Annotated in this window: 21 protein-coding genes, 1 tRNA gene and 2 pseudogenes; 12 read left to right on the forward strand and 12 right to left on the reverse strand. The window is 68.3% G+C overall.

Annotation, left to right across the window (positions count from 1 at the left end):
• Window positions 1-6: 6 nt before the first annotated feature.
• A complete protein-coding gene (locus BLV72_RS17750; protein WP_093463394.1) occupies window positions 7-486 on the reverse strand; it encodes an Asp23/Gls24 family envelope stress response protein in 480 nt (159 codons plus the stop codon).
• A gap of 293 nt (window positions 487-779) precedes the next feature.
• Here BLV72_RS17750 and BLV72_RS17755 point away from each other — a divergent pair, with 293 nt between their 5' ends.
• Genes BLV72_RS17755 through BLV72_RS17765 form a run of 3 tightly spaced genes read left to right on the forward strand, consistent with a single transcriptional unit; the run spans window position 780 to window position 2409 of the window.
• Window positions 780-1346 (forward strand): RNA polymerase sigma factor, encoded by a 567-nt coding sequence (locus tag BLV72_RS17755; protein WP_093463396.1) that lies wholly within the window; start codon window positions 780-782, stop codon window positions 1344-1346.
• A complete protein-coding gene (locus BLV72_RS17760) occupies window positions 1337-2014 on the forward strand; it encodes an Asp23/Gls24 family envelope stress response protein (RefSeq protein ID WP_208905660.1) in 678 nt (225 codons plus the stop codon). The genes BLV72_RS17755 and BLV72_RS17760 overlap by 10 nt, the downstream gene beginning before the upstream one ends.
• Entirely contained in the window at window positions 2011-2409 is a 399-nt protein-coding gene (locus tag BLV72_RS17765; RefSeq protein WP_093463397.1) for an Asp23/Gls24 family envelope stress response protein, read from the forward strand. The genes BLV72_RS17760 and BLV72_RS17765 overlap by 4 nt, the downstream gene beginning before the upstream one ends.
• Window positions 2410-2500: 91 nt before the next feature.
• Here the strand turns inward: BLV72_RS17765 and BLV72_RS49930 are convergent, their stop codons facing one another.
• Together BLV72_RS49930 and BLV72_RS17775 are read right to left on the reverse strand one after the other, a co-directional pair.
• Window positions 2501-3025 (reverse strand): DUF742 domain-containing protein, encoded by a 525-nt coding sequence (locus BLV72_RS49930; protein WP_425288524.1) that lies wholly within the window; start codon window positions 3023-3025, stop codon window positions 2501-2503.
• Window positions 3026-3152: 127 nt separating this feature from the next.
• Window positions 3153-3671 carry an RNA polymerase sigma factor gene (locus tag BLV72_RS17775; RefSeq protein WP_167746372.1) on the reverse strand — a complete coding sequence of 173 codons (519 nt, stop codon included), beginning with the start codon at window positions 3669-3671 and terminating at the stop codon, window positions 3153-3155.
• Between the two features lie 682 nt (window positions 3672-4353).
• On the opposite strand from BLV72_RS17775, the pseudogene hemC reads away from it, so the two are divergent.
• Window positions 4354-5127: pseudogene (gene hemC, locus BLV72_RS17785) on the forward strand (hydroxymethylbilane synthase); the annotation flags it as partial.
• A gap of 107 nt (window positions 5128-5234) precedes the next feature.
• On the opposite strand, the gene BLV72_RS17790 reads toward hemC, so the two are convergent.
• The 3 genes from BLV72_RS17790 to BLV72_RS17805 all read right to left on the reverse strand — a co-directional run bounded on the left by BLV72_RS17790 (window position 5235) and on the right by BLV72_RS17805 (window position 8731).
• Window positions 5235-6197 (reverse strand): hypothetical protein, encoded by a 963-nt coding sequence (locus BLV72_RS17790; RefSeq protein WP_093463402.1) that lies wholly within the window; start codon window positions 6195-6197, stop codon window positions 5235-5237.
• A gap of 694 nt (window positions 6198-6891) precedes the next feature.
• Window positions 6892-7614: an ATP-binding protein gene (locus BLV72_RS17795; protein WP_093463403.1), complete on the reverse strand. Its 723-nt coding sequence runs from the start codon at window positions 7612-7614 to the stop codon at window positions 6892-6894.
• 337 nt (window positions 7615-7951) lie between these two features.
• Window positions 7952-8731 (reverse strand): TauD/TfdA family dioxygenase, encoded by a 780-nt coding sequence (locus BLV72_RS17805; protein ID WP_167746373.1) that lies wholly within the window; start codon window positions 8729-8731, stop codon window positions 7952-7954.
• A 191-nt stretch (window positions 8732-8922) separates the two neighbouring features.
• Between BLV72_RS17805 and BLV72_RS17810 the strand changes: the two genes are divergently transcribed.
• Both BLV72_RS17810 and BLV72_RS48785 read left to right on the forward strand, forming a co-directional pair.
• A complete protein-coding gene (locus tag BLV72_RS17810) occupies window positions 8923-9390 on the forward strand; it encodes an NUDIX hydrolase (protein WP_093463408.1) in 468 nt (155 codons plus the stop codon).
• A 171-nt stretch (window positions 9391-9561) separates the two neighbouring features.
• Window positions 9562-10593: an XRE family transcriptional regulator gene (locus BLV72_RS48785; RefSeq protein ID WP_208905663.1), complete on the forward strand. Its 1032-nt coding sequence runs from the start codon at window positions 9562-9564 to the stop codon at window positions 10591-10593.
• A 50-nt stretch (window positions 10594-10643) separates the two neighbouring features.
• On the opposite strand, the gene BLV72_RS17820 is transcribed toward BLV72_RS48785, so the two are convergent.
• From BLV72_RS17820 to BLV72_RS17830, 3 genes are all read right to left on the reverse strand, one after another.
• Window positions 10644-12350, reverse strand: coding sequence for a relaxase/mobilization nuclease domain-containing protein (locus BLV72_RS17820; protein WP_093463409.1), 1707 nt, complete (start codon window positions 12348-12350; stop codon window positions 10644-10646).
• A complete protein-coding gene (locus BLV72_RS17825) occupies window positions 12347-12988 on the reverse strand; it encodes a MobC domain-containing protein (protein WP_093463411.1) in 642 nt (213 codons plus the stop codon). The genes BLV72_RS17820 and BLV72_RS17825 overlap by 4 nt, the downstream gene beginning before the upstream one ends.
• 140 nt (window positions 12989-13128) lie before the next feature.
• A complete protein-coding gene (locus BLV72_RS17830; protein ID WP_208905664.1) occupies window positions 13129-13308 on the reverse strand; it encodes a hypothetical protein in 180 nt (59 codons plus the stop codon).
• A 30-nt stretch (window positions 13309-13338) separates the two neighbouring features.
• Here BLV72_RS17830 and BLV72_RS17835 point away from each other — a divergent pair.
• The 4 genes and pseudogenes from BLV72_RS17835 to BLV72_RS48795 form a co-directional block, all read left to right on the forward strand.
• Window positions 13339-13638, forward strand: a pseudogene (locus BLV72_RS17835) (tyrosine-type recombinase/integrase); the annotation flags it as partial.
• Between the two features lie 187 nt (window positions 13639-13825).
• Window positions 13826-14464, forward strand: a complete 639-nt coding sequence (locus BLV72_RS17840) for a hypothetical protein (protein WP_143059788.1) — start codon at window positions 13826-13828, stop codon at window positions 14462-14464.
• Between the two features lie 33 nt (window positions 14465-14497).
• A complete protein-coding gene (locus tag BLV72_RS52030; protein WP_208905666.1) occupies window positions 14498-15097 on the forward strand; it encodes a helix-turn-helix domain-containing protein in 600 nt (199 codons plus the stop codon).
• A complete protein-coding gene (locus BLV72_RS48795) occupies window positions 14986-15654 on the forward strand; it encodes an ImmA/IrrE family metallo-endopeptidase (RefSeq protein ID WP_208905668.1) in 669 nt (222 codons plus the stop codon). Before BLV72_RS52030 ends, BLV72_RS48795 begins: the two co-directional genes overlap by 112 nt.
• A 241-nt stretch (window positions 15655-15895) precedes the next feature.
• Here BLV72_RS48795 and BLV72_RS17850 read toward each other — a convergent pair.
• A tRNA-Gly gene (locus BLV72_RS17850) sits at window positions 15896-15969 on the reverse strand.
• 629 nt (window positions 15970-16598) lie between these two features.
• Here BLV72_RS17850 and dcd point away from each other — a divergent pair.
• Window positions 16599-17174 (forward strand): dCTP deaminase, encoded by a 576-nt coding sequence (gene dcd, locus BLV72_RS17855; RefSeq protein ID WP_078642588.1) that lies wholly within the window; start codon window positions 16599-16601, stop codon window positions 17172-17174.
• A 5-nt stretch (window positions 17175-17179) separates the two neighbouring features.
• The gene (locus BLV72_RS17860; protein WP_059146486.1) at window positions 17180-17677 is read left to right on the forward strand and encodes a phosphoribosyltransferase; all 498 of its coding nucleotides are present in this window, start codon (window positions 17180-17182) and stop codon (window positions 17675-17677) included.
• A 182-nt stretch (window positions 17678-17859) separates the two neighbouring features.
• Here BLV72_RS17860 and BLV72_RS17865 read toward each other — a convergent pair whose 3' ends face one another.
• Window positions 17860-18813, reverse strand: a complete 954-nt coding sequence (locus tag BLV72_RS17865; RefSeq protein WP_093463413.1) for a Yip1 family protein — start codon at window positions 18811-18813, stop codon at window positions 17860-17862.
• 213 nt (window positions 18814-19026) lie between these two features.
• Complete coding sequence (locus BLV72_RS17870; RefSeq protein ID WP_093463415.1) at window positions 19027-20640, reverse strand: FG-GAP repeat protein; 1614 nt, start codon at window positions 20638-20640, stop codon at window positions 19027-19029.
• Between the last annotated feature and the right edge of the window lie 252 nt (window positions 20641-20892).

Genomic DNA, 20892 nt, shown 5'->3' on the forward strand with positions numbered 1-20892 from the left:
GGGAGATCACTCCACCCGGTGTTCGTCGCCTTCGCCTTCGTCCTCCGGTAGGTGGATGTCGTCGACGGCCACGTTCACCTCGACGACCTCCAGACCGGTCATGCGTTCCACAGCCGCGATGACATTGGTGCGGACATCCGCGGCGACGTCGACGATGGGGAATCCGTAGTCGACGACCACGTCCAGGTCCACAGCCGTCTGGTGCTCACCCACCTCGACGTGTACACCGCGGGTGATGCTGGGCTGTCCGCCGGGCATCCGCTCACGGACGCCCCCGATGGTCCGCGCCATGCCGGAGCCGAGGTTGTGGATGCCCGGAACCTCACGGGTCGCCATTCCGGCGATCTTCTCCGCGACGGTGTCCGCGATCGTGGTCCGCCCACGGCTGTCCGGTGCGTCGAGGCTGTGCTTCGGACTGTGCTGTGCCGCTGTCTCATCGGCGGACCAGTGCCTTTCAGTGCCCAGGCGGGGCGTCGTGTCCGTCATGACGTTCTCCTAGTGGGGGAGACGGACACCGGAGCAGCGCCCGTCATAAGAAAGGACACAAAACAGGAGAAATCGTCACACTTTTCTGTGGTGTGTCACTAGGCTGGTCAAGGGGGCCGGCTTGGTCGGACCCGCCATCGGGCAGGCCGGGGGTGGGAAGCAGCCGCGACGCCGTCCAGGACGCGAATCTGTGCGGGAAGCGAACAGTGGATGCAAAGCAGGGAGGACTCTCACCACTCCGGTGCGCGGCTCCGTACCAGCCCACCGGGTCGGATCCGCCCCCGGCCGAGCGGATGGGCGAGACCGGAGACGACCTCCGTGATCTGGACAACGGACTGCTGGTGGCCCGGGCCGCTGAAGGTGACGACGACGCCTTCGCCGTACTGGTCCAGCGTCACAGCGGACCGTTGCTGGCACTGGCGTACCACATGCTGGGCAACCTCTCGGACGCCGAGGAGGCGGTCCAGGACGCCCTCATCAGCGCGTGGCGGCGGCTTCCCGAGTTCCGCGGGGACGCCTCGTTCCGCACCTGGATGTACCGCATCGTGACCAACCGATGCCTCAATGTCCGGCGCGGGCGGGCCCCTTCCGTGTCGTTGGACGCGGTTTCCGAGCCGGCGGCCCACGATGCCGGTGGCGAACCCGCCCGAGCAGTCGAAAGCGCGGCCGCCGCGGCGGCGCTGACACAAGCGCTCCGGGACCTGCACCCCGCTCAGCGTGCCTGCTGGGTCCTCAGGGAGCTGCACGGGCTGTCGTACGAGGAGATCGCGCACGTGGTGGGCGAGAGCGAACAGACCGTACGCGGCAGGCTGTTCCGGGCCCGGCGCACCCTGATGAAGGAGATGGCCTCATGGCGCTAGACGACCCGCGTGCCACGCCCCCGCCCGACGATCCGACCGCCCGGGACGCCGACGCGGCATGGCTCATCGGGGACGAAAGGCTGCCCTGCGGGCGCCTGGTGAGCCACGCCTGGGAGCAGGCCCGCGCCGCCGGCGATCAGCCCGACCCTCACATGGACGGCTGCGCGTTCTGCCGGCAGGCGGTCGAGGGGCTGACAGCCCTGGACAGCACCACCCGCACCCTCTGCGCGGAACGCCCCAGCGCCCGCACTGTCGCCGACCGGGTCATGCACGCGGTACGCGCCGAGGTACGGCTCGGCCGAATGCTGCCCCTGGACGATCCCACACGAGAACTGCGGATGGCGGAGACGGCGGCGGCGAAGGTCCTGCGCCGGGCCGCCGACCGGGTCCCCGGAGTGCGTGCCGCGAGCTGCCGCCTGACCCCTGCCGAGGGGAGCACCAGGGTGACCATCGCCATGACCCTCGCCGTCACTCTCGACCGACCCCTGCCCGGCAGGGCCGCCGAGGTGCGCCGGGCCGTCGCTCATGCCGCTGAGCACGGGCTCGGCCTCGCCGTCAGCACCATCGACCTGAGAATCGTGTCCGTCCTGGAGCCCTTGAAGCCCTTGCGGCCCTTGGAGCCCACAGCCTCCGGCGAACCCACGCCTCGAGACGGGAGCGGACGGTGACCGCCGTCCGCACGACCAGCGTCGAGCGGATCGCCGCCCGAGCGGCGCTGGCCGTCCCGGGCGTGTCCGAACTGCAGCCCAGCCTCCGTCAGGCCCTGGCCGAAGCCGCTACCCGGGTCCGCCGGACCCCCGGCTCCGTCGCACCGTCCCCCGAGAGCGGCATCCACGCCGAACGCGCTCCCCGAACGGGCGCCTGGCACGTCGAAGTCCGCTGTGTGCTCGACGAAGACCGCCGCGCTCTGGACACCGCACGCGACGTTCGCGAAAGCGTCCGATCGGCGGTCGACGCATATGCGACCCGCCACGGCATACCCGGACCTGTCACCGTCGTCGTCACCGTCACCCGCACCACCAGACACCGCCCGTCACACCAGACCGGGACCACCGCCCCGTGACGCCGACAACCCTCCCGCAGCCCGAAACAGTGACCTGGCCTAGGGCCGCCTGCTCAGTCGCAGGCGGTCGTCGCGTACGAAGACCGGCATGTCAGAGCTTGCGAAGCCCGCTGAGTACCCTTTCCAGGAGCGTCGTGTCTGGTCGCGCACCGGGCTGACTGGCACTTGGCTCGTGGACGATGACCATTCCTGCTTCTGCCAGGTCGGCCACCAGGATTCGGGCCACGCCGAGCGGCATCTGCAGCAGCGCGGAGACTTCGGCCACTGACTTGATCTCACGGCACAGAGCGCAGATGCGCTGATGCTCCGGGAGCAACCCCTGGAGGGCGCTTGGGGCCGCGCTCGTGCTGACCAGCGCCTCGATGGCGAGTTGGCGCGGTCGAGTGCTGCCCCCGGTCATGGCGTAGGGCCGTACCAGCGGTTGTGCGCTTTCCGGTGTTGCGGCTGAGCGGGCGAGGTTCCCCTGGGCGTGCTGCGTGTCCGGCGTGTTGGCACGGTGGGAGCCGCCTCCGGTCCAGAAGCCGGGGTGAGGCTCCGGGGCCTTCCGTGGACCGCCTGTGTGGGGGGATTGAGATGTGGAGCCGGCGGAATCGGCAGTGCGGTGCTGTGCGGCGATGTGGCGGCGGATCTGCCCTAGCCCGGCTTCTTCGTCGAAGAGCGGGTCAATGGCTTGCGCGACTGCGTCCTCGGCGTCGGCGAAGAGGTCACGCAGCGCCGAGATGTCGGGTTCTGGAGCGTTCTGGTCACTGCTCATCGCCGGTCTCCTCTCCGCGGCGCGGGGGCAGAGCTTGGCGTGCCTGGCTGATCAGGCTGCGTACGGTCCCGTCCTCGATATCCATGATCAGCGCGGTCTCCTTGACCGAAAATCCTGCGATGCAACACAGGGCCATCGCCTGACGCTGACGTGCCGGCAGGGCCGCGACCGCTTTCAGGATGCCCTGATATTCCTCTTTCACGGCAACCCAGCTCTCCAGTAACGGACCGTCCTGTTGTCGATCACGGTCGAGCAGGGGAAGGGCGCGTGTCTCACCCTTGGCCGCCTCGACCACATGGCGGACGGCCGCTTTGCGCAGCCAGCCCGCCCAGTTGCCCACGGGCGGCTTTGACGGATCGGTGAGATGGAGCCATGCCTGGGAGAACGCGTGCTGCACGCCGTCCCAGCCGTTATGCGCCGACCCGCCGGCGGCGAGTGTCGCGACGTGGAGCACCTTCCGTCCGTGCTTGCGGTACAGCGTTTCCCATTCGTCACCGGCCGGACTCACCACGGTCCTCCCCCCTGCCGGTCCCACCGTGTGAGGGATCGGCCTCAGGTCGGGGAACGGTCAACTCCCACTCTGCCGTCGCTTTCATGCGCTGGTCCACCGATCGGTAGCGCACCGTACCGCCCCGCGCCAGCGCGCGTGCCGACTCCGTCATCATCCGAAGACGAGCCCGCTCGCGGACCTTGTACGCCAGCGCCGCCGTCATGGTCCCCGTCGCGCTGGCCACCACGATGGCCAGCGACAGCCACATCCCACTCAACTCTGTGCCTCTCCGCCAGTGTTCTTGCTGTCGAACTGTTAGAGCGACGAGGCGGCGAAAACGTCCAGGAGGGTGAGAACGGGGGCGGCGGTCGGCGTCCGCTACCCAGCGGCGTTGCGCGCGTCAGCTTCGGTTGGCTGTGCGTGGGCCTGATCCAGCCGTGTTCTCATGCGACTTCCGGCCTGTGGCTGGAGGGCCCGGGGGGTGGAGAGCTCGCGTGACTGATCTTGGGCGAGTAGGCCCAGCTCCAGCGTGCCCTAACATTTCGAGAAGAAGTCAACGTCGATTACCCCGACAATGGGTCGGCATAATGGCATTCCCATGGCGAGTACGATGACTTGACGGCCCATCGCCTGTCGGGAGTTGATTGCCGTGGATACGTACTTCGTAGGCTCGCGTGCAAGTAACCTTGCCAAGGTTCAGGTGCGCGAATACCTTGGCCCCTTGCGTGAGCGATTCCCTGAGGTCACCTTTACCCACCGAGTGATTCTCGAAGGAGGTGACAGGGATCGGAAGTCGCTGGTTTCGGACGTCTCGGCCGTGAGTGGCGGCAGTGCATTCAGCACTGAGCAGGAAGCCGCGCTGGCTCGGGGAGATGTGGATGTGGTCATCCATTCCCTGAAGGATCTGCCTACGGCGAATCCGCCGGGTCTCATTCTGATGCCCCCGCCGGGCCGGGAGGACGCACGCGACGCCTTGTGTGGGAGCACCCTAGCTGGGCTGCGCAAAGGGGCCCGGGTGGGGACCGGGGCTCCTCGGCGCATCGCCCAGATGCTGGCGGTTCGGCCTGATATTGAGGTCGTACCGATTCGGGGTAACGTCCCGCCGAGACTGAAGAAGATCGAGACCATGGGGCTTGACGCCGTGGTTCTGGCGGTCGCGGGGCTTCGACGTCTTGGGTTGGGCGATGCTATCGGCGAGGTTTTGCCCGTCGATCTCTTTCCGCCGTCGCCGGGCCAAGGGGCCCTCGGTATTCAGGTGCGTGAGGACAGCGCGGCGATTCAGGAGATTATTTCCACTGCTGGAGATCTCGCGGTTGACGCTCAGGTCCGGGCCGAGCGTGCACTCCTTGCCGAGTTGCACGGCGGATGCAGTGTGCCCGTAGGCGCGTTTGCGGAGGTCCGCCCGGATGGATCGCTTTCGCTTTATGCGCAGGTGACGTCGCTCGACGGAACCCGTCAGGTTTCCGGCTCGCTTTCCGGGCCGCTCAGCGAACCGGAAAAGCTCGGGGAGACCCTGGCCGGAGAGCTGATCGGCCAGGGCGCGCGTTCCATCCTCGGCGAGATACGGTTCGAGGCTGCGGTTCAGCTGCTGAGCTGTCGGGCGATGTCCAGTGCCGCGTACGTCACGCTGGCATCGGCTCCGGCTCGCTTGAGCATGGTGAAGAGCTCGATGAGCCTCTGCACGTCTCGTTTGCCGGTCTTGGGGTCGAGGGACGAGAGTGCGGTGTACTCGCCGGACACCGAGAACGGGAAGAGCGGTGTCCGGGTGTGCCGCTTGAGGTGGGCCAGCACGTCGGCGGTGAACATGGCGGGCTCCAGTAGGAGCATGTCGGCGTCTTCTAGGACGAGTTGGAGTGCCGCGTCGATGAACTGTTCGGGCTTGCCGGGGTTGATCTGGAACTCGCGGTCGACCCCTGCCTTGGGTGTGGCACCCATGGTGCGTCGGAAGCCGTCGTAGAGGCTGCTCCAGAAGATCACGTGTGGCATGACGGAGACACTGCTGAAGCCTTCGTCGTTCAGCGCGGTTCGGGCGCCTTGGGTGGTGCCGAGCACCATGGAGGCCGGGCCCACGATGTCGGCTCCTGCCGCCGCGTGTGCGACGGCTTGCCGGGCGGTGACGTCGATGGTGGCGGGGATGTCCGGGCGACCGTGCACGTCGGTGACGTAGCAGAGCCCGGAGTCGGTGTACGAGCACAGACACGTCTCCGTCATGACCGCGAGGTCCGGTTCCGCGTCCTTCGCTGCGCGGACGGCCCGGGCCATGAGCGCGTCGGGCACGAGCGAGATCTCCCCTGTGGCGTCCCGCCGGGTGGACTCGGCGAAGATCTTGACCGATCGGATGCCGTGTAATGGCCTCGCGCATCGCTGCGGGGATCTCCGGGACCGTGAGGGTCGGCATGGGGCGGTCGGCGTGCTTCTCGGTGACGAGCAGCACCATGGACAGGTCGGCGGGGGTGAGTGCCGGGCCTTCCAGGAAGCGGCGGACGGCCGGACGACTTCGAAGCGGGTTTGTGGTGCTGCGACTTCGTGCCGGTGGCGTCGCAGTAACGGTCATCTGTCCCTCGTCTCGTTGGGCGCGCGGACGCGCTGGTCATTGCTGGTGCTGGGCGGTGATGGCGCCGATCAGGTCGAACACTTCGTCGCCGTCATCCAGGGGTGTTGTCAACGCACCTCTCCTTGTGGTGGCTTTGTGCGGGTCCCGCCTCGCGCTGTCGACCTGCCCTTGCGAGGTCGGGGGAGCCTCCAGTTCACACAGCGGAGACGGGACCCGGGACCCGCCCCGGCCACCAACGTGCCTTCCTCACCGCATGGCGAGGCTTCCTGTGGCGTCGGCGGTCGGAGCGGGGGCATACGGGGTTCGTTGCCGTGGCACCGAGCGTGTCCTCCTGCGGGGTCGGGAGGGTTACGGGCCAGACGGTCAGCGAGTAGTGCCCGGTGTGGTCGGCGGCAGTGAGCCTGAAGGGCCTGCCTGCGGCAAGTCGATTGAGGGCGGCTTCCTGCTGCACCTCGTCGTCGCACCAGGTGCGGAAGAACGCTGGCACGTCAGGCAGGTCGTCGCTCACCCGTTGCATGCGGACGCTGCCGAGCCAGGACGCCCCGGGGCTGGGGTCGAGCCCGTTGGCGATATGGAGTGCATGTCCACGGACGCGGCGAAGGGCGAGTCGGCGGTTCCCGGCGTCGTGATGGCCGAGTACGACGCGCACGACGTGGCCATCCACCGGCCCCTCCCCGATCGCCTCTACCCAGTAACGGAGCACTCGCATTCACTCCCCTCTGGGTCTGCGAGGGCCATGGGGAGGAAGCGCACGGGGTGCGCGTGCCAGACGAAGGCGTGCGGCCCGGCGACGAGGTGGAGGGCGAAGTCCTCGCCACGTTCCAGTGCTGCGGCGGCATCGCGCCATCCCTCGGACAGCCAGTCCCAGAGATCCGCGAGGAGAGGTTCTCCGAGGGCGCAGGCGATGACCCGCATCTGTGTGCGAGCCCAGTTGATCGCTGAGTCAGGCAGGGGAGATGCGCATGCGGTGAGGCGTTCTCCGTCTGCCCCGCGCCATTCACACCAGAAACCGGGCGTGATCTGCATCGGTGCCGGGACTGCGATAGTGGCCCAGGTCCTGCTGCCGTCGTTGGTCGTCCCCCATTCGTCGGCGAGGGCGTCGACGATGAGCATTCCGCGTCCCGTCTCTTCGTAAGAGGCAGGGCCCTTCACCCTGGGGTGGCCGGGGGATCCGTCGTCCACGTCGATCCGCACCTCTCCCTTGAGGTGGGAAAGGGAGAAGCTGATCTCGTCTCTCTCGCCGTATCGGACGGCGTTGGTGACGAGTTCGCTGAGGAGCAGGGTCGCTGTCTCGATGCAGTCGCCGAGTCCCCACAGGCGCAAGTGCGCCGCGCTGATGCGCCGGATCTGGGCGACGCGCTCAGGACTGCGGGTGCAGGACATGACGAAACGGCCGGGATAGTCCATGCGGCTCTCCGGAGCGTCTGTTTGCGGAGTCCTCTGCTGTGGGTGGGCAAGGAGATGCTGTCGTTGAGCGCGCCGGGTAACTTCCTGCGCAACTCCCGTGGTCCGGGGGCTTGTGGCACGCCCTTATCGCCGGGCGCTCTGGCTCTGGAAGGCGTTCATCGGCCCCACCGTCCGTTTGCCACGCTGACCTTGGCACGCAGAGTTTCCGCGGCCGTTGGCTCGCGCAGGGCATCCGGCGGTACGTCCCACTTCTCGCCGCCCTGAGGCGGCCGAAGCTGGAGGCACGGCCCTGCACTTCCCATGACAAGGCCGATGTCGCCCGTGCGCTTATCGACCATCAAGGTCCCCGAGGTTGGTTGGCGTGTGTTGGTGCTGCCGGGGGATGCGGAACGAAACCTTCGGGGAGGGAGAAGAGGGGCTCGCCGAGCGCGCGGAGGAGCTGTCGGTCCCCGGAGAAGCGCGTGCGGGCGTGCAGCCAGCGGTGGTTGTCGAGCAGGTACCCCTGCCCGGCCTGGAGGATGATGCGGTGCTGGCTATCGGTGATGGCGCCCCGCAGGCTGGGGAGGTATGGCTGGGCGATCGGGCTCCACCGGGCCAGGCCGTCCTGGCGTAGGCGTATAGAAATTCGTCCGTCGGCTTGGGCGGTGATGACCTGGGTGGCGTGGCCGGCCCCCGAGCCGAAGTACGCGGTCCGTGGCTGGGAGAAGGTGATCGCTGCTTCGCGGCAGCTGCGCACGAGCCGGGCGTGGACATCGCGTCCGTCGGCGAGGAGGACGTCGCCGCCCGTGGGTGTGGGCCGTAGGCACACCAGGAGCATCAGGCGCGGCGGCCTGGGGACGCCGGACCGCTCGGTGTGTGCTTGCAGGTCGCCGCTGCCGAGCCCGGCGAAGCCCGCGCGGTGGGCGTGGCTGCCGGTTTCGCGGATCAGCGTCAGGCCGTCCGGTGCACTGTGCGGGTGCGGTGTGATGGCCATCAGCCGTGCGGCCAAAGTCAGGACGTTCTGACGATTCTGCAGTCCGTCGATGGTGACGAGGCCGGTCTCGCGGAGCTGTGCGGCGATCGCGTCGCTGGCATGAGGGGCACGAATGTTGACGTAGTGGCCCGAGAAGAGGGCCACGGGGCCGGCTGCGGCGTGGCGCCTCGCCGTACTCCTTCGATCGAGGTCGGTGTGCTCAGGGTGGGCAGTCGCGTTGTGCGGGGTAAAGCGACTGATTGTCGACTCGGGCAAATCGCCCAGCGCGGATGCGGGTCGAGCGGGGCGTGCTACGTTCCGTGAGCCCGGTCGCACACCGCGGGACGAGGATCGTCATGACGTACACGCCGCCGCTCTGGCCCGTCTCCGTGAAAGGCGTCGCACTGGATGCCCAGGACCGCGTGGTGCTGCTGAAAAACGAGCGCGACGAGTGGGAACTGCCCGGCGGCCGTCTGGAGATCGGCAGCCCGGACGGAGCCGTACTGCCGGACGCCAGTCCCGAAGCCGCGCTGGAACGGGAGATCCAGGAGGAGACCGGCTGGGAGGTCAAGGCCGGCCCCCTCATCGACGGCGGTGTGTGGATCTACCAGCCCATCCCCGGGCGGAGGGTGCTGATCGTCACCTACGGCTGCACCGTACTGACCCCCGACCGGCCTCCAGTCGTCAGCCACGAGCACAAGCAGCTCGGCATGTTCACCGCCGACGAGGTACCCAGGCTGAACATGCCCGACGGCTACAAGCAGGCCATCGCCGCTTGGTACGGCCGCAGGGACGCGGGCCTGGACGACTACGAGCGGATGTAGCCGACCATGGGCGGGGGCGAGATCGCACAGCGAGCGGAAACGAACCGGTTCCCCAGTCCACGGCCTTCGAGTCGGCATGCCCAGTGGCACTGGGCGACCCCACAGGCCCAGCTCATTCTCAGCACCGGAGACCTGCCGAGCATCCTGCGGTTCTACCGCAGGGTCCATGGCATGAACCAGACCGAGCTCGGCGCACTCGTCGGCTACGACAAGACCTACATCTCCGCCCTCGAACTCGGGAAGCGCGCCCTGGACGACGTCGGCTCCCGCCGCCGGATCTGTGACTGTCTGGAACTGCCTCCGCATGTCCTGGGGATCACCGATTCCGCGGACACGGACCACCGGGCGATGCTGCAGTTCGGCGAGTCCACCGTCCGGCTCGCCGAGATCGCTCGGCAGTCCGGCCATGCCTCCGAAGCCGTCTCCGAACTGTGGCCGCTCGTCGCCCGGCTCGAAGCACGCATCGACGACGGTCACACCGAGCGCGACGTGCTGCATCTGCTCGCCCGGGCCCGTGTGGGACTCGGCGTCGCCCTGGGCAACGTGCTCCCTGAGGAGCGACTGGCCACCGCTGCCCACTGGACCGCCAAAAGCCTGGAGGTCGCCGAGTACTTCCAGGACCGGGGTATGACCTCGTACGTACTGCGCATGCACGGAAACGAGCTGCGCAAGGCGAACCTGAGGGGCGCGGCCGTCCAGCGGCTGAGCCGCGCTGCGGCTACAGCACCGGACGACAACGCCCAAGCCGCAGCTCTGCCACTCCTGGCCCGGGCAGCCGGTGCCCTGGGCAACGGCGAACTCTTCGACCAAGTGATGCGGGAGACCGACGACCTGCTCTCCCATGTCGACCACACCAGCCTGTTCAATCCGTTCTCGCTCCACGAGATCCGCCTCCGCGGTCTCGTTTCCACCGGACGAACCGATGTGGCCATGCGGCTGGTGGAGCGCAGTCCGGTGCCCACGACGGTCGTGGCTCCGCAGTGGCGTGTCATCGAGCTGATCACCGTCGCGCACGTGCAGCTGCTCGCCGAAGACCGCAGCGGTGCCGCCCAATCGCTGGATACCGCGATCCAGGAGGCGGCCATGCAACGCCTGCCTCACCAACTCCAGCGCATCGTGCGCACTGCAGGGACCCGGCTGCCTGCCCAGCATGCCGCCGCCTCCCAGTCTCTTGATCAGATACGCAGCGAGATGGCCGCGTAGCCAACTTCCGCCATACCTTCGTCATCTCCAAGCGTTGCCTTGCTGCCGTCTTACCGCCGTGGCCTACGAGGGGCAGTTGCTTCACGCATGGCATTGGTCGGCGACACCTGCGTTGACGGGGCAGGCCGCACCATGGCAGACCGTGCCTGGGCCGCCAGAGCTCGGGTGCTGGGGGCTCGGCGTTCGCCGAGACGGCGGATGCGCCAGGTCAGCACTTCGGCGGGGTGGCGTGCATCATCCAGCGGCCGTTGATGGATGGTTTGCTGAAGCAGGGTGTCCGGGTTGTGTCCCAAGCGCTCGGCTTCTGTGAGGACGGTGGTCAGGGCATCCCAGCCACGGTCGCCCAGGATCTGTTGAGCCTGGGAGGGCGCCGTCTCCCACATCCGACGCACGAGTCGGTCGACCGTCTGTGCCGGCGGTTTACGCAGGGCGAGGGTGGCCAGGGGCGCTGTTGCGGCTTGCTCGTAGGCGGCGTGCAGATGGATCAGGGCCTGGTGGGCGGCGGTGACCTGCTGGTCGTGTTGGCGGAGCTGGTGCCAGTGGGTGGCGGCGGTGACGACGAGCAGGGCGACGTCGAGGAACATCGCGAGGCCGGACCCGCCTTCGGCGACGGGTGTGCGCAGGGAGCGGATGGCGCTGCGCAGGGCTCGGGCCTGGTCCTGCTGGGCGCGGATGCGGGAGCGGGTGGCGCGTTCGAAGGTTATGGCGGCTTGCTGGAGTTGGGGGCGGAGGTTCTTGGGGGCGAGTATCGGCAGGGCGTCGAGGGCTTCACCGAAGGCGGCGATGTGGGCCTGGGCGGTTGCGTCGTCGGACTGTGCGAGGCGGGTGGGGATGCGTTCGGCGGCTGCGGTGGCTTGATGCCAGGGGTTGGGACGGCGACGTTTTTCCGGCGCCGTGGTCGGTGGGATGTCGAGGTCGGTGAGGCGTTCGCGGATCTTGGGGAAGGACAGGTCGGGGGCGAGCTTGGAGCCGGAGTGCCAGATCGGGTCGCCTGCGGCGTTGGTGTCGCCTTCGAGGGCGATCTTGTAGCCGCGTATGTCGCCGGACGGGAAGTACTGGATGTCCACGTGCACGTTGTCGGCGCGGGTGAGGATGTCCAGGAATTCTTCGGGGCTGGTGGCGACGGAGACCGCGGTGCGGACGGTAGAGCGCAAGCGTTCGCGTGCGGCCCGCTGGTGACCGGTGCGGAGGGCCTTCTCCTGCTCGGCCCGGGTGGGGCGTTTCGCGGCGGTGCGGTCGCCGCGTATGACCTGCTGGAGGCCGTAGTCCTTCTCGATGTCGGCCAGTTCTTTGTCGGCGGTGAGGTAGTCGTTCCAGTGGCGGGCGGTGCGCAGGTCGCCGCGGACCTTGGTGGCAGCGATGTGGATGTGGTCCTCCGCGTGGCGGACGGCAACCCAGCGGCAGCCGTCCGGGTCGCCTTCGGGGGCGATGCCGGTGGCGGCCACGATGCGGCGGGCGATGACGGCCCATTCGTCGTCGCTGAGGAGCCGGTCCTCGGGGGAGGCGCGGATGGAGCAGTGCCACACGTGCTGCTTCGGCGCTCGGCCGAGGCGCTTGGCCTGGTGGACGCGTAGGTCGAGGTCTTGGACGAGGAGTTTCCTGGTGACGTTGAAGTCGTTGCTGCGGCCGGGGTCGGGGGCGAAGCCGTCCCAGGAGGCGACCAGGTGCGGGTCGGTGTGCTCGTTGGCTCGGCCGGGGCCGTAGAGGTACCTGATCAGGCCGGCGGTGTCCTTGCCGCTGCTGATCTTCGCGATCATCCGGCCGCCTTCGCGGAGACGGCATGATTCATGACCGCCGCGATGTCCTGGATCGTGACGCGGACGGTCTCCAAGGTGCGCTCTGCCCGAGCCAGGACGCTGGTGTCCACAGGGTGTGGATCGCCACCGGCGTTGAGGCGGAACGCGATCTGATTGACGTTGTTGCCGATCGCGGCGACCTGGGTGCGCAGGGTGGAGAGCTCGTCGATCACGTCGTCGAACTGGGCGCGCTGGCCGGGGAGGTGGAAGCCGCCTTCGAGGTAGGCCATGACCACGGCGCCCACGAGGTGGGCACCGGCGATCTCCATCTGGCGGGCCCTGGTGGTGATCGCGTGCTTCTCGTCGACGCTGTAGCGGACATCGACACGCTCTTTGCGCTGGACGTCTTCGCGGGCACGACGGCGGGCGACACGGTGCAGAGCGTCGTCAGCGCGGGCGACGGGCGACTGCTCGGGCGCTTCGGCGGGCTGCTCCTCCTCGGGCACCCCCTGGTGCCCGAGGTCCTCCGCCACCCCCGGGGCGGAGGCATCCGCGTTGGACCGGCCCTTGGACGGTCCAACGCCATACCTTGCTGCGCTGGTTGCGGTGGTGGACATCTCCGGCTGGTTGGTGGCGGGCTCGTTGTACGGGGTGTGCATGGAAGCGTCTCCGCAGGCGGGGTAGCGGGGGTTGATGTCGGGTGGACTCGTCACGGGCCGGACACCCGTCCCTGCGCTGACCTGCGCGGGGACGGGTGGGACGGGTCAGCGGCGTGCGGGACGAGTGCGGTCCTTCGAGGTCAGTCGGCCTTGGAGCGGGCTGTGTCGAGTTCGGCTTGGAGGATGTGGGTGGCTTCGTCCAGGCGGGCTCGGCCGACGCTGTGTCCCTTGGCTCGAATCGCCGCTTCGACGGCGCGGCGTGAGATGCGGCCGTCGCGTCCTGGAGGAGCGGTGCGTCCGATGCCGACGAGTTCGTCCATGGTGGCGCTGGGCTGTCGGCCCTTGGGCTTGGCGGGCGGCTCCGGCGCTCCTCCTTCGGCCGCAAGTGGCGCAGGGCCCGAGTCAAGGCCGGTCTGCCGGAGGACTTCCGCTTCTACGACCTCCGCCACACCGGTCACAGCCTGTCCACCCAGTCCGGGGCAACGCTCAAGGACACGATGGTCCGGGCTGGGCAGTCCTCGGAGAAGGCCGCGCTGATCTACCAGCACTCCGACGACGAGCGGCAGCAGGAGGTGGCGGAGGGCATCGAAGCGAGGGTGCGTGAGCAGCGATCTCGAGCAGCCGAGAAGGGCGCACGGAGGGAGACGTGACGCACGGGCGGTGAGGCGGGCGGGACGAACCGCCTGCCTCGCTGGCCTGAGTGCTGCCATCGCTATCTCATCCAGCCGATGTGCCCGACCAGCTGTGGGTTGGCGCTTGACCAGCCTAATTTCTTGATTTTCCCCCTCGAATGAGGAAGGATTTCCGGAAGTCAACTCAGGTTTGGGTGGGGTGGGCATGGCTGTGCACGTTGGGGACTCTCGTGTTGACAAGATGCTCGCTGAACTCGGGCTGTCGTTCGAGGAGATCGAGGTCGTTCTGCGACGTGCCGAAGCGGAGCGGAACTTCTGTACCCCGTTCGACCCCGTCTCGCTCCCAGGCAACATTTTCTGGGGGCGGACGGTTCGCTTCTTAAGGGAGACCTACGTCCCGAAGGGGTGGCGCAGCGCCAGCCCTAGCAATGTGCCTCTCCTCGTTGCGCCAACTGACGACTTCGCCGTCACTGCTTCCAGCGGGAGCAGGGAAACCGGTTTGGCCGCACTCACGCCGTCGACCCGCTACCCCAAGGGCTCTGCCGTGATCCGGAGGGTAGAGACCAACCGGCAACTGACGATTTTCGGTTACGAAGAGGAGCCTGAGCCGCAGGATGTTGGTGACGGCATCCCGACCTGGTTCTTGCTCTACCAGCACGTGAACACAGAGGCCGGGACGAGGCTGTACTCGGAGCTGTCGCTGCCCAACAACGCAGGCAGTCGTGGCAAGATCGACAGCTGGCACGAGCGGATCGTCCTGCCCTGGATCGACTTCGAGGGCTTCAATCCGTTCCCTGACGACGACGAGGGCGGCATTGACATCCCCATTGAACGTCTGGGCTGATCCGTTCCCCATCTACCTTTTTGGCGCACACCAATGACCACCGCATCCCGGCTCGTTCTGGCGCGCAGGCGCCGGGGGCTCACCGTGACCCGCCTCGCCCAGTTGGCCGGGCTCACGGCGCGAAGGCTGTCGGACTTCGAGAACGGGCGGGCGCATCCCAGTCCGCCCTCTCTGACGGCTATTGCGGAGGCCCTTGAGTTCCCTGAGCCATTCTTCAGCGCTGAGGAGGTCGCCGATCTGCCCGCGGAGTCGGTGAGCTTCCGGGCACTGAGCAAGATGACCGCCTCCCAGCGGGACACGGCCCTCAGTGGTGGCCGTCTGGCCCGACTCCTGCAGGACTGGATCGCGGCGCGGTTCCGGCTGCCGGCACCCGACCTGCCGTCTCTAACCTCCTTCAGTCGTTGGGACGAGGGGAACAGGTTCCGCAGCCGGGAGAGGCTGGAGGCGAAGACTGCTCGGCTGAACGCGCCGCAGAACTCGTCCGAGCGCGATGGGGCTTGGGCGTCACTCCCATCCCCAACGTGGTTCATCTGCTGGAAGCCCACGGGGTGCGAGTGTTCTCGCTATCGCGAGACTGCCCAGAGGTCGATGCGTTCTCCTTCTGGGACCGGGGCGTTCCGTTCGTCCTCCTGAGCACCGAGAAGACCGCGGAGCGCGCACGCTTCGATGCGGCTCATGAGCTGGGGCATCTCGTGCTGCACGGTGAAGAGCAGATCCCGCACGGCCCCCAGGCCGAGGCCGAAGCCCACCGATTCGCGGCCGCCCTGCTGATGCCGATGGCAGATGTACTCGCACACGTACCTCGCAACCCCAGCACCAATTGGATCCTTCAGGCCAAGCGGCGCTGGAAGGTCGCCGCAATGGCTCTTGCTCACCGGCTGCGCGAGCTGAACCTCACCACCGAGTGGCAGTACCGGACCCATTGCGTAGAGCTGAGTCGACTCGGGTACCGCAAGGCGGAGCCGCAGAGCCGCCTGGCGAGGGAGACCTCGCAGGTACTCGGCAAGGTCTTCGCCGCGCTACGAACTGAAGGCACGCGCTTGGCTGATGTAGCAGCTGACCTCCACCTCCGCCCTGTGGACCTTAACGACCTCATCTTCGGGCTCGTTGTCACCGCTCAAGAGGGTGAGGGGCGTAGCCGCCGACCTACGACACCAGAGAGTCGTCCACAGCTTTCGGTGGTGCGGTGAGCTGTCTCGGTGCTTGCCGTTTTGCGATCGCGATGAAGTGCGGAAAGTCATCTTGGTGACGCAGGTCACTAAAAGTGCGTCTCTGAATGTGAGGCGAATCGCCGCCGCGTCACCCAGAAGTGGTGCGGCGGCTCCATTCGGGTGGCTGTTCTTGCTGAGTTAGGGCACGCGGAGGGCACGGAACGCCTAGAGAGGTCTAGACAACAAACAAGGCCCAGGTCGCTGACCTGGGCCTTCGTCGTGGAGCGGGTGACGGGAATCGAACCCGCGCTCTGAGCTTGGGAAGCTCATGTTCTACCATTAAACTACACCCGCGAGAGGCGCCCGATTTCTGGCGCCGCATCGTCGGATACTTTACCCCATGGCTGACCCCCGGCGCATTCGTCGTGGGGTCTTCGTGCTGTTCGGGTGGGATCGAGGTCAAGGCGGGGCCGGGGCGGGGTCAAAGCGGGGCCAAGGCTAAGGCGAGTCCGGGGTGGGGGCAGGGCGAGTTGGTGGGGATTCGCGGGGGTTTCGGGGCGGTTTTGGGGTGGATGTCCGGCGTGGGGGCGGGGCGGAAGCGGCTGTGGGGGTGCGGGAGTTGGGCGTACGGTGGGGGTCCGGAGTGCCGCGTGGAGCGGTGTGTGGTTCATCCCCTAATGTGGCTTTTGTCGTCCACGCCGTCCACGTTCTTGGGGAAGGGACTCAATGGAGCGCACCGTCGTCCGTTGTGCTGAAGGGCACGTATTCAGCACCGCCTCGTTCCCGATGCAGCACCTCACCGTCGACCGCATTGGTCCCGGCCGGTTGCTGCGGTGTCCGCGTTGCGCCCGGCTCCGGCACGCTGTGCCGGTGGGTGCCGATAAGCGGTAAGCGGTAGTCGATGAAGCCGCAGGGTGCGGGCCCGGTCCGGTGGGACCGGGCCTGTGCCGTGGGGGTGGGTCCGATGTGCGTATCCTCTTCGGGTGCTTCTCTCTGACAAGGACATCCGGGCCGAGATCGACGCCGGACGGGTGCGGATTGATCCGTACGACCCGGCGATGGTGCAGCCGTCGAGTATCGATGTACGGCTGGACCGGTTTTTCCGGGTGTTCGAGAACCACCGCTATCCCCATATCGACCCGGCGGTGGAGCAGCCCGATCTGACGCGGCTCGTGGAGCCCGAGGGCGAGGACGCGTTCATCCTGCATCCCGGGGAGTTCGTGCTCGCCTCGACGTACGAGGTCGTATCGCTGCCCGACGACATCGCCTCGCGGCTCGAGGGGAAGTCGAGTCTGGGGCGGCTGGGGCTGCTGACGCACTCCACGGCGGGGTTCATCGACCCGGGGTTCTCCGGGCATGTCACGCTCGAGCTGTCGAATGTCGCGACGCTGCCGATCAAGCTGTGGCCGGGGATGAAGATCGGGCAGCTGTGCATGTTCCGGCTGACCTCGCCCGCCGAGCACCCTTACGGTTCCGCCCATTACGGCTCCCGCTATCAGGGGCAGCGCGGGCCGACGCCTTCGCGGTCGTTCCAGAGGTTCCATCGGACGAAGGTGTGAGTGGCATGGGTGAGCAGCGCGAGAACCTTACGTACGAGCGGTTCGGGGTCGCGGTCCGCGAGCTGGCGGAGAAGATCGCCGAGGATGGGTACGAGCCCGACATCGTGCTCTCCATAGCCCGTGGCGGGGTCTTCGTGGCCGGCGGACTGGCGTACGCGCTCGACTGCAAGAACATCCACCTGGTGAACGTGGAGTTCTACACGGGCGTGGGGACCACCCTCGATATGCCCGTGATGCTCGCGCCCGTGCCCAACGCGATCGACTTCTCCGACAAGAAGGTGCTGATCGCCGATGATGTGGCGGACACCGGCAAGACGCTGAAGCTGGTCCGTGACTTCTGCCTCGGCTCGGTCGCCGAGGTGCGCAGTGCGGTGATCTACGAGAAGCCGCAGTCGCTGGTGAAGTGCGAGTACATCTGGAAGCGCACCGATCAGTGGATCAACTTCCCGTGGAGCGTCGAACCGCCCGTCGTGCGGCGGGAGGGGCAGGTACGGGACGCCTGAGGGGCGCCGGGCGCCTGACGGGTGCCGGGCGCCTGACGGGGCCGCGCGCCTGGCGGGGGCGGGAAGCCTCTTGAGGGTGCGACGACGACCTTACGGGTGCCAAGCCTGCGACGTGGTGCGTGAGATGAGGAAGAGGGGCCCGCGGTGCGGGCCCCTTGGTCGTGCGGAATGCGGTGGCTGCCTTACAGCGTCCCCAGCTTCAGCAGGCTCAGCAGGGCGATCAGCTGGAGCGCCGACGCGCCCAGCGCCTTCTGCCACGGCAGGTCGTGCGACTTGCTCACCATCGTGGTGAAGAGCGCGCCCGCGGCCAGCCAGGTCAGCCAGCCCACCACCTTCACCAGCGAGCTGTCACCGCCCAGGAAGAGCGCGAACACCAGTCGCGGCGCGTCCGTGATCGACATGATCAGCATCGACAGGCCGATGGTCGGTGCCCAGGTGCCGTCGCCGCCCAACTGGCGGGCGAGGGTGTGGGTGACGGCGCCCAGGATCAGTCCGCTGATCACCATGGCGACGCCCGCGGTGAGCACCCACGGGATGCTGTTGGCCATAGGGGCGTTGAGAACGTCCTCACGGGCGTCGTCGAAGCCGAAGACCGCCAGCAGACCGTAGATGAACGTCACGATCAGCGCCGGGCCCCACACCGCGTAGTCCCGCATCTGCCAGAAGGTGGCCGACGGGCGCAGCACGATGCCGCTCAGCAGCTGCTGCCAGTGCAGCCGGGGGCCGGCGGGCGGGGCGGTGGAGGAGCCGGCGCGGTACGTCTGACCGCCGTAGCCGTCGTCGTACGAACCGGGGGCCTGGCCGTACGGGTCGTACGCGTCGGGCGCCTCGCCGATGCTGAACTGCTGTGTATGGCCCGCGTTGTTGTCGGCGTAGCCGCCGCCCTGTCCGTACGGTCTCTGCCCTTGACCATGGCCTGCGGGGCCAGGGCCGTGCCCGGGCCCGGGGCCGTAGTGCGGGTCCTGGCCGCCGAAGTACTCCGGCTCTCCCTGTGAGGAGGGCTGCTGCCACTGCGGCGGCTGCTGACCGCCGTACGGCTCCTGCTGTCCGTACGGCGACTGCGGCGGCCGCTGCTGCTGCCCTTGTTGCGCGGAGTGGGAGTCCCGTCCGCGTCCGATCCTGAATCCAGCCACCATTCGAACGTACCCGGTCGTAGCGGGCCGGGTGCGGGAGCTGTGTGGCGGACCAGGCTTTGCGGCCGAGCTGTGACATCCCTTAGGGGGTCCCTTATGGGTTTTCCCCCGGCGGTTCCTGAGGGTATCGGGTGCACCCGTCCGGGGTTCCCCCGGCGTTCGCCCGCCCTCGCTTCCCCGGCCCGCCGTCCTAACCCGCCGTCCTAACCCGCCGTCCTAATCCGCGTCCGCCCCGAACGGCTTGCTGCTGAAGGCCGTCTTGTCCTTCGTGCCGTCCGTGATCCACCACCACTCGGGACGTTCGCCGTACCGCGAGAAGGCCAGACCGGGGCCCCACGCCAGGACGACCTCGTCCTTACCGTCATGATCGAAGTCCGCGACGTCGTAGAGCCGGGCCGCGCGCTCGCCCTTACGGACCGTCTTGCCGTCCACGACGGAAGATGCCGCGCGGGTCAGGAGGTGACGCCCGGCGACGCGGGGCGTGGCGGTGTGGGAGGCCCGGCGCAGGGTGAGCAGCTCGACGCCGCCCCGGCCGAGCGAGACGGCCAGCTCATCGGTGCCGTCACCGTTGGTGTCGGCGGCGGCCAGCTTGCCCGACATCCCCGGCATCTTGAGGGGGCGTGGTTCCAGAGGGCGCGGATCGGCGCGCCCCGGGCGCGCCGCCCTCTTGTAGTAGACGCTCACCGTCTTACCGATGTCCGGCCGCTCCGTCTCGACGCCCGGCTCGTCATTACGGGTGCCGCTGTCGCCGACCGCGACATCGCGGCGGCCGTCGCCGTCGAAGTCGCCGAACGTGATCGCGTTGCCCTCGCGCAGCCTGCGGCCCTCCGGGCTGAGGCCGTGGGAGCCGGCGGTGAGGAGGGTGGAGCCGGACTGGTCGTTGTCGTTGACCGCGTGCACCACCAGATCGGTGGCGCGGTGGCCGTCGGTGGCGTGGGTGCCGGTGTCGGTGTCGGCGCCGGTGTCGGTGCCGGTGCCGTCCGCGGTGCCGGTGTCGGCGATGGTGTCGGCGATGAGATCGCCGATCTCGCCGTGGCCGTCCAGCGGGCTCGCGTACGGAACGGTCCGGGCGGCCTTGCCCGCCCGGTTGAACGGCCCGTACAGCACCAGCAGCGAGCGGCGGTCCTCGCGGATCAGGGCCAGGTCGTGGTGGCCGTCGCCGTTGAAGTCGCCGACGGTCGGGCGCTGGGCGTCCACGCCGTCCTCCGGGCCGGTCAGCTGGACGCGGGCGGCGGAGTGGGTCCTCTGGGGGCCGCCGGGGCCGCCCCAGGAGATGTAGGGGACGGTCCGGACGGTGGCCTGGGTGCGCTCCGTCTCGCGTTCGTCGAGCGCCTCGCCCGCCGTGGTGGTGACGTCGGCGTAGCCGTCGCCGTCGAGGTCGGCCGTGGCCACCTCGGTCGCGCCCGCGACGGTGACGTCCTGGGACGGCAGGCCGAGGTCGCGGTGGCGCAGCACGGTGCGGGTGGCGGGATTCAGACCGTGGGACGAGCCGTGGACGAACGCGATCCGGCTGGGCAGCCCCCCTTTGCCGGACGGGACGGGGAGCCGCAGATCGGGGTAGCCGTCGCCGTTGACGTCATCCGGCAGCCGACTGCCCTTGCCGTGGGGGACGGGCGCGGTGGCGGTGGGGGTGATGACGGACCCGCCGGCGGAGGCGGAGCCGTCGCGCCCACCCTGGGCGCCGCCGTCCTCGGGGCCGCAGGCGGTGAGCAGCAGCGCCAGACAGGCCGTACCTGCGGCGATGGAGGCGGTGGGGACGCGGAGGAGGGAGCGGAGTCGGGGGCCCGGGACGCGGCCGGGTGGTGCGGTGGGGGGAGGTGCGGGCGTCATCGGGCCACCTCAACCCATCAGGGCGGCCGAGGCCATGGGGCGCGGCACTTCGTTACGAGGGTGATGCCTGGCGTTTCGTCCATGTCCGCTCGATGGTTGTACAGCTCGGTGGTTGTACAGCTCGGTGGTCGTGCAGCTCGATGGTTGTACAGAAGGGCGCGGGACCGATCAGTCCGCTTGGCTGTAAAGATGACCTTTTGAGCACAAGGTCTGTCCAGGACATTTACCTATGCGCCGTCGGGCATGATCCTG

It is taken from the genome of Streptomyces melanosporofaciens, from assembly GCF_900105695.1.
Taxonomy (GTDB): Bacteria; Actinomycetota; Actinomycetes; order Streptomycetales; family Streptomycetaceae; genus Streptomyces; species Streptomyces antimycoticus.

Excerpts from the sequence above, each read along its gene's own strand:
- BLV72_RS17860 (WP_059146486.1), top strand. The coding sequence starts at position 17,180 with ATGGGTGAGCAGCGCGAGAACCTTACGTACGAGCGGTTCGGGGTCGCG.
- BLV72_RS17825 (WP_093463411.1), bottom strand. The coding sequence starts at position 12,988 with ATGCACACCCCGTACAACGAGCCCGCCACCAACCAGCCGGAGATGTCC.
- BLV72_RS17840 (WP_143059788.1), top strand. The coding sequence starts at position 13,826 with ATGGCTGTGCACGTTGGGGACTCTCGTGTTGACAAGATGCTCGCTGAA.
- BLV72_RS17760 (WP_208905660.1), top strand. The coding sequence starts at position 1,337 with ATGGCGCTAGACGACCCGCGTGCCACGCCCCCGCCCGACGATCCGACC.
- BLV72_RS17810 (WP_093463408.1), top strand. The coding sequence starts at position 8,923 with ATGACGTACACGCCGCCGCTCTGGCCCGTCTCCGTGAAAGGCGTCGCA.
- BLV72_RS17750 (WP_093463394.1), bottom strand. The coding sequence starts at position 486 with ATGACGGACACGACGCCCCGCCTGGGCACTGAAAGGCACTGGTCCGCC.
- BLV72_RS17830 (WP_208905664.1), bottom strand. The coding sequence starts at position 13,308 with ATGGACGAACTCGTCGGCATCGGACGCACCGCTCCTCCAGGACGCGAC.
- BLV72_RS17795 (WP_093463403.1), bottom strand. The coding sequence starts at position 7,614 with ATGGACTATCCCGGCCGTTTCGTCATGTCCTGCACCCGCAGTCCTGAG.
- BLV72_RS52030 (WP_208905666.1), top strand. The coding sequence starts at position 14,498 with ATGACCACCGCATCCCGGCTCGTTCTGGCGCGCAGGCGCCGGGGGCTC.
- BLV72_RS48785 (WP_208905663.1), top strand. The coding sequence starts at position 9,562 with ATGAACCAGACCGAGCTCGGCGCACTCGTCGGCTACGACAAGACCTAC.
- BLV72_RS17870 (WP_093463415.1), bottom strand. The coding sequence starts at position 20,640 with ATGACGCCCGCACCTCCCCCCACCGCACCACCCGGCCGCGTCCCGGGC.
- BLV72_RS17755 (WP_093463396.1), top strand. The coding sequence starts at position 780 with ATGGGCGAGACCGGAGACGACCTCCGTGATCTGGACAACGGACTGCTG.
- BLV72_RS17865 (WP_093463413.1), bottom strand. The coding sequence starts at position 18,813 with ATGGTGGCTGGATTCAGGATCGGACGCGGACGGGACTCCCACTCCGCG.
- BLV72_RS17820 (WP_093463409.1), bottom strand. The coding sequence starts at position 12,350 with ATGATCGCGAAGATCAGCAGCGGCAAGGACACCGCCGGCCTGATCAGG.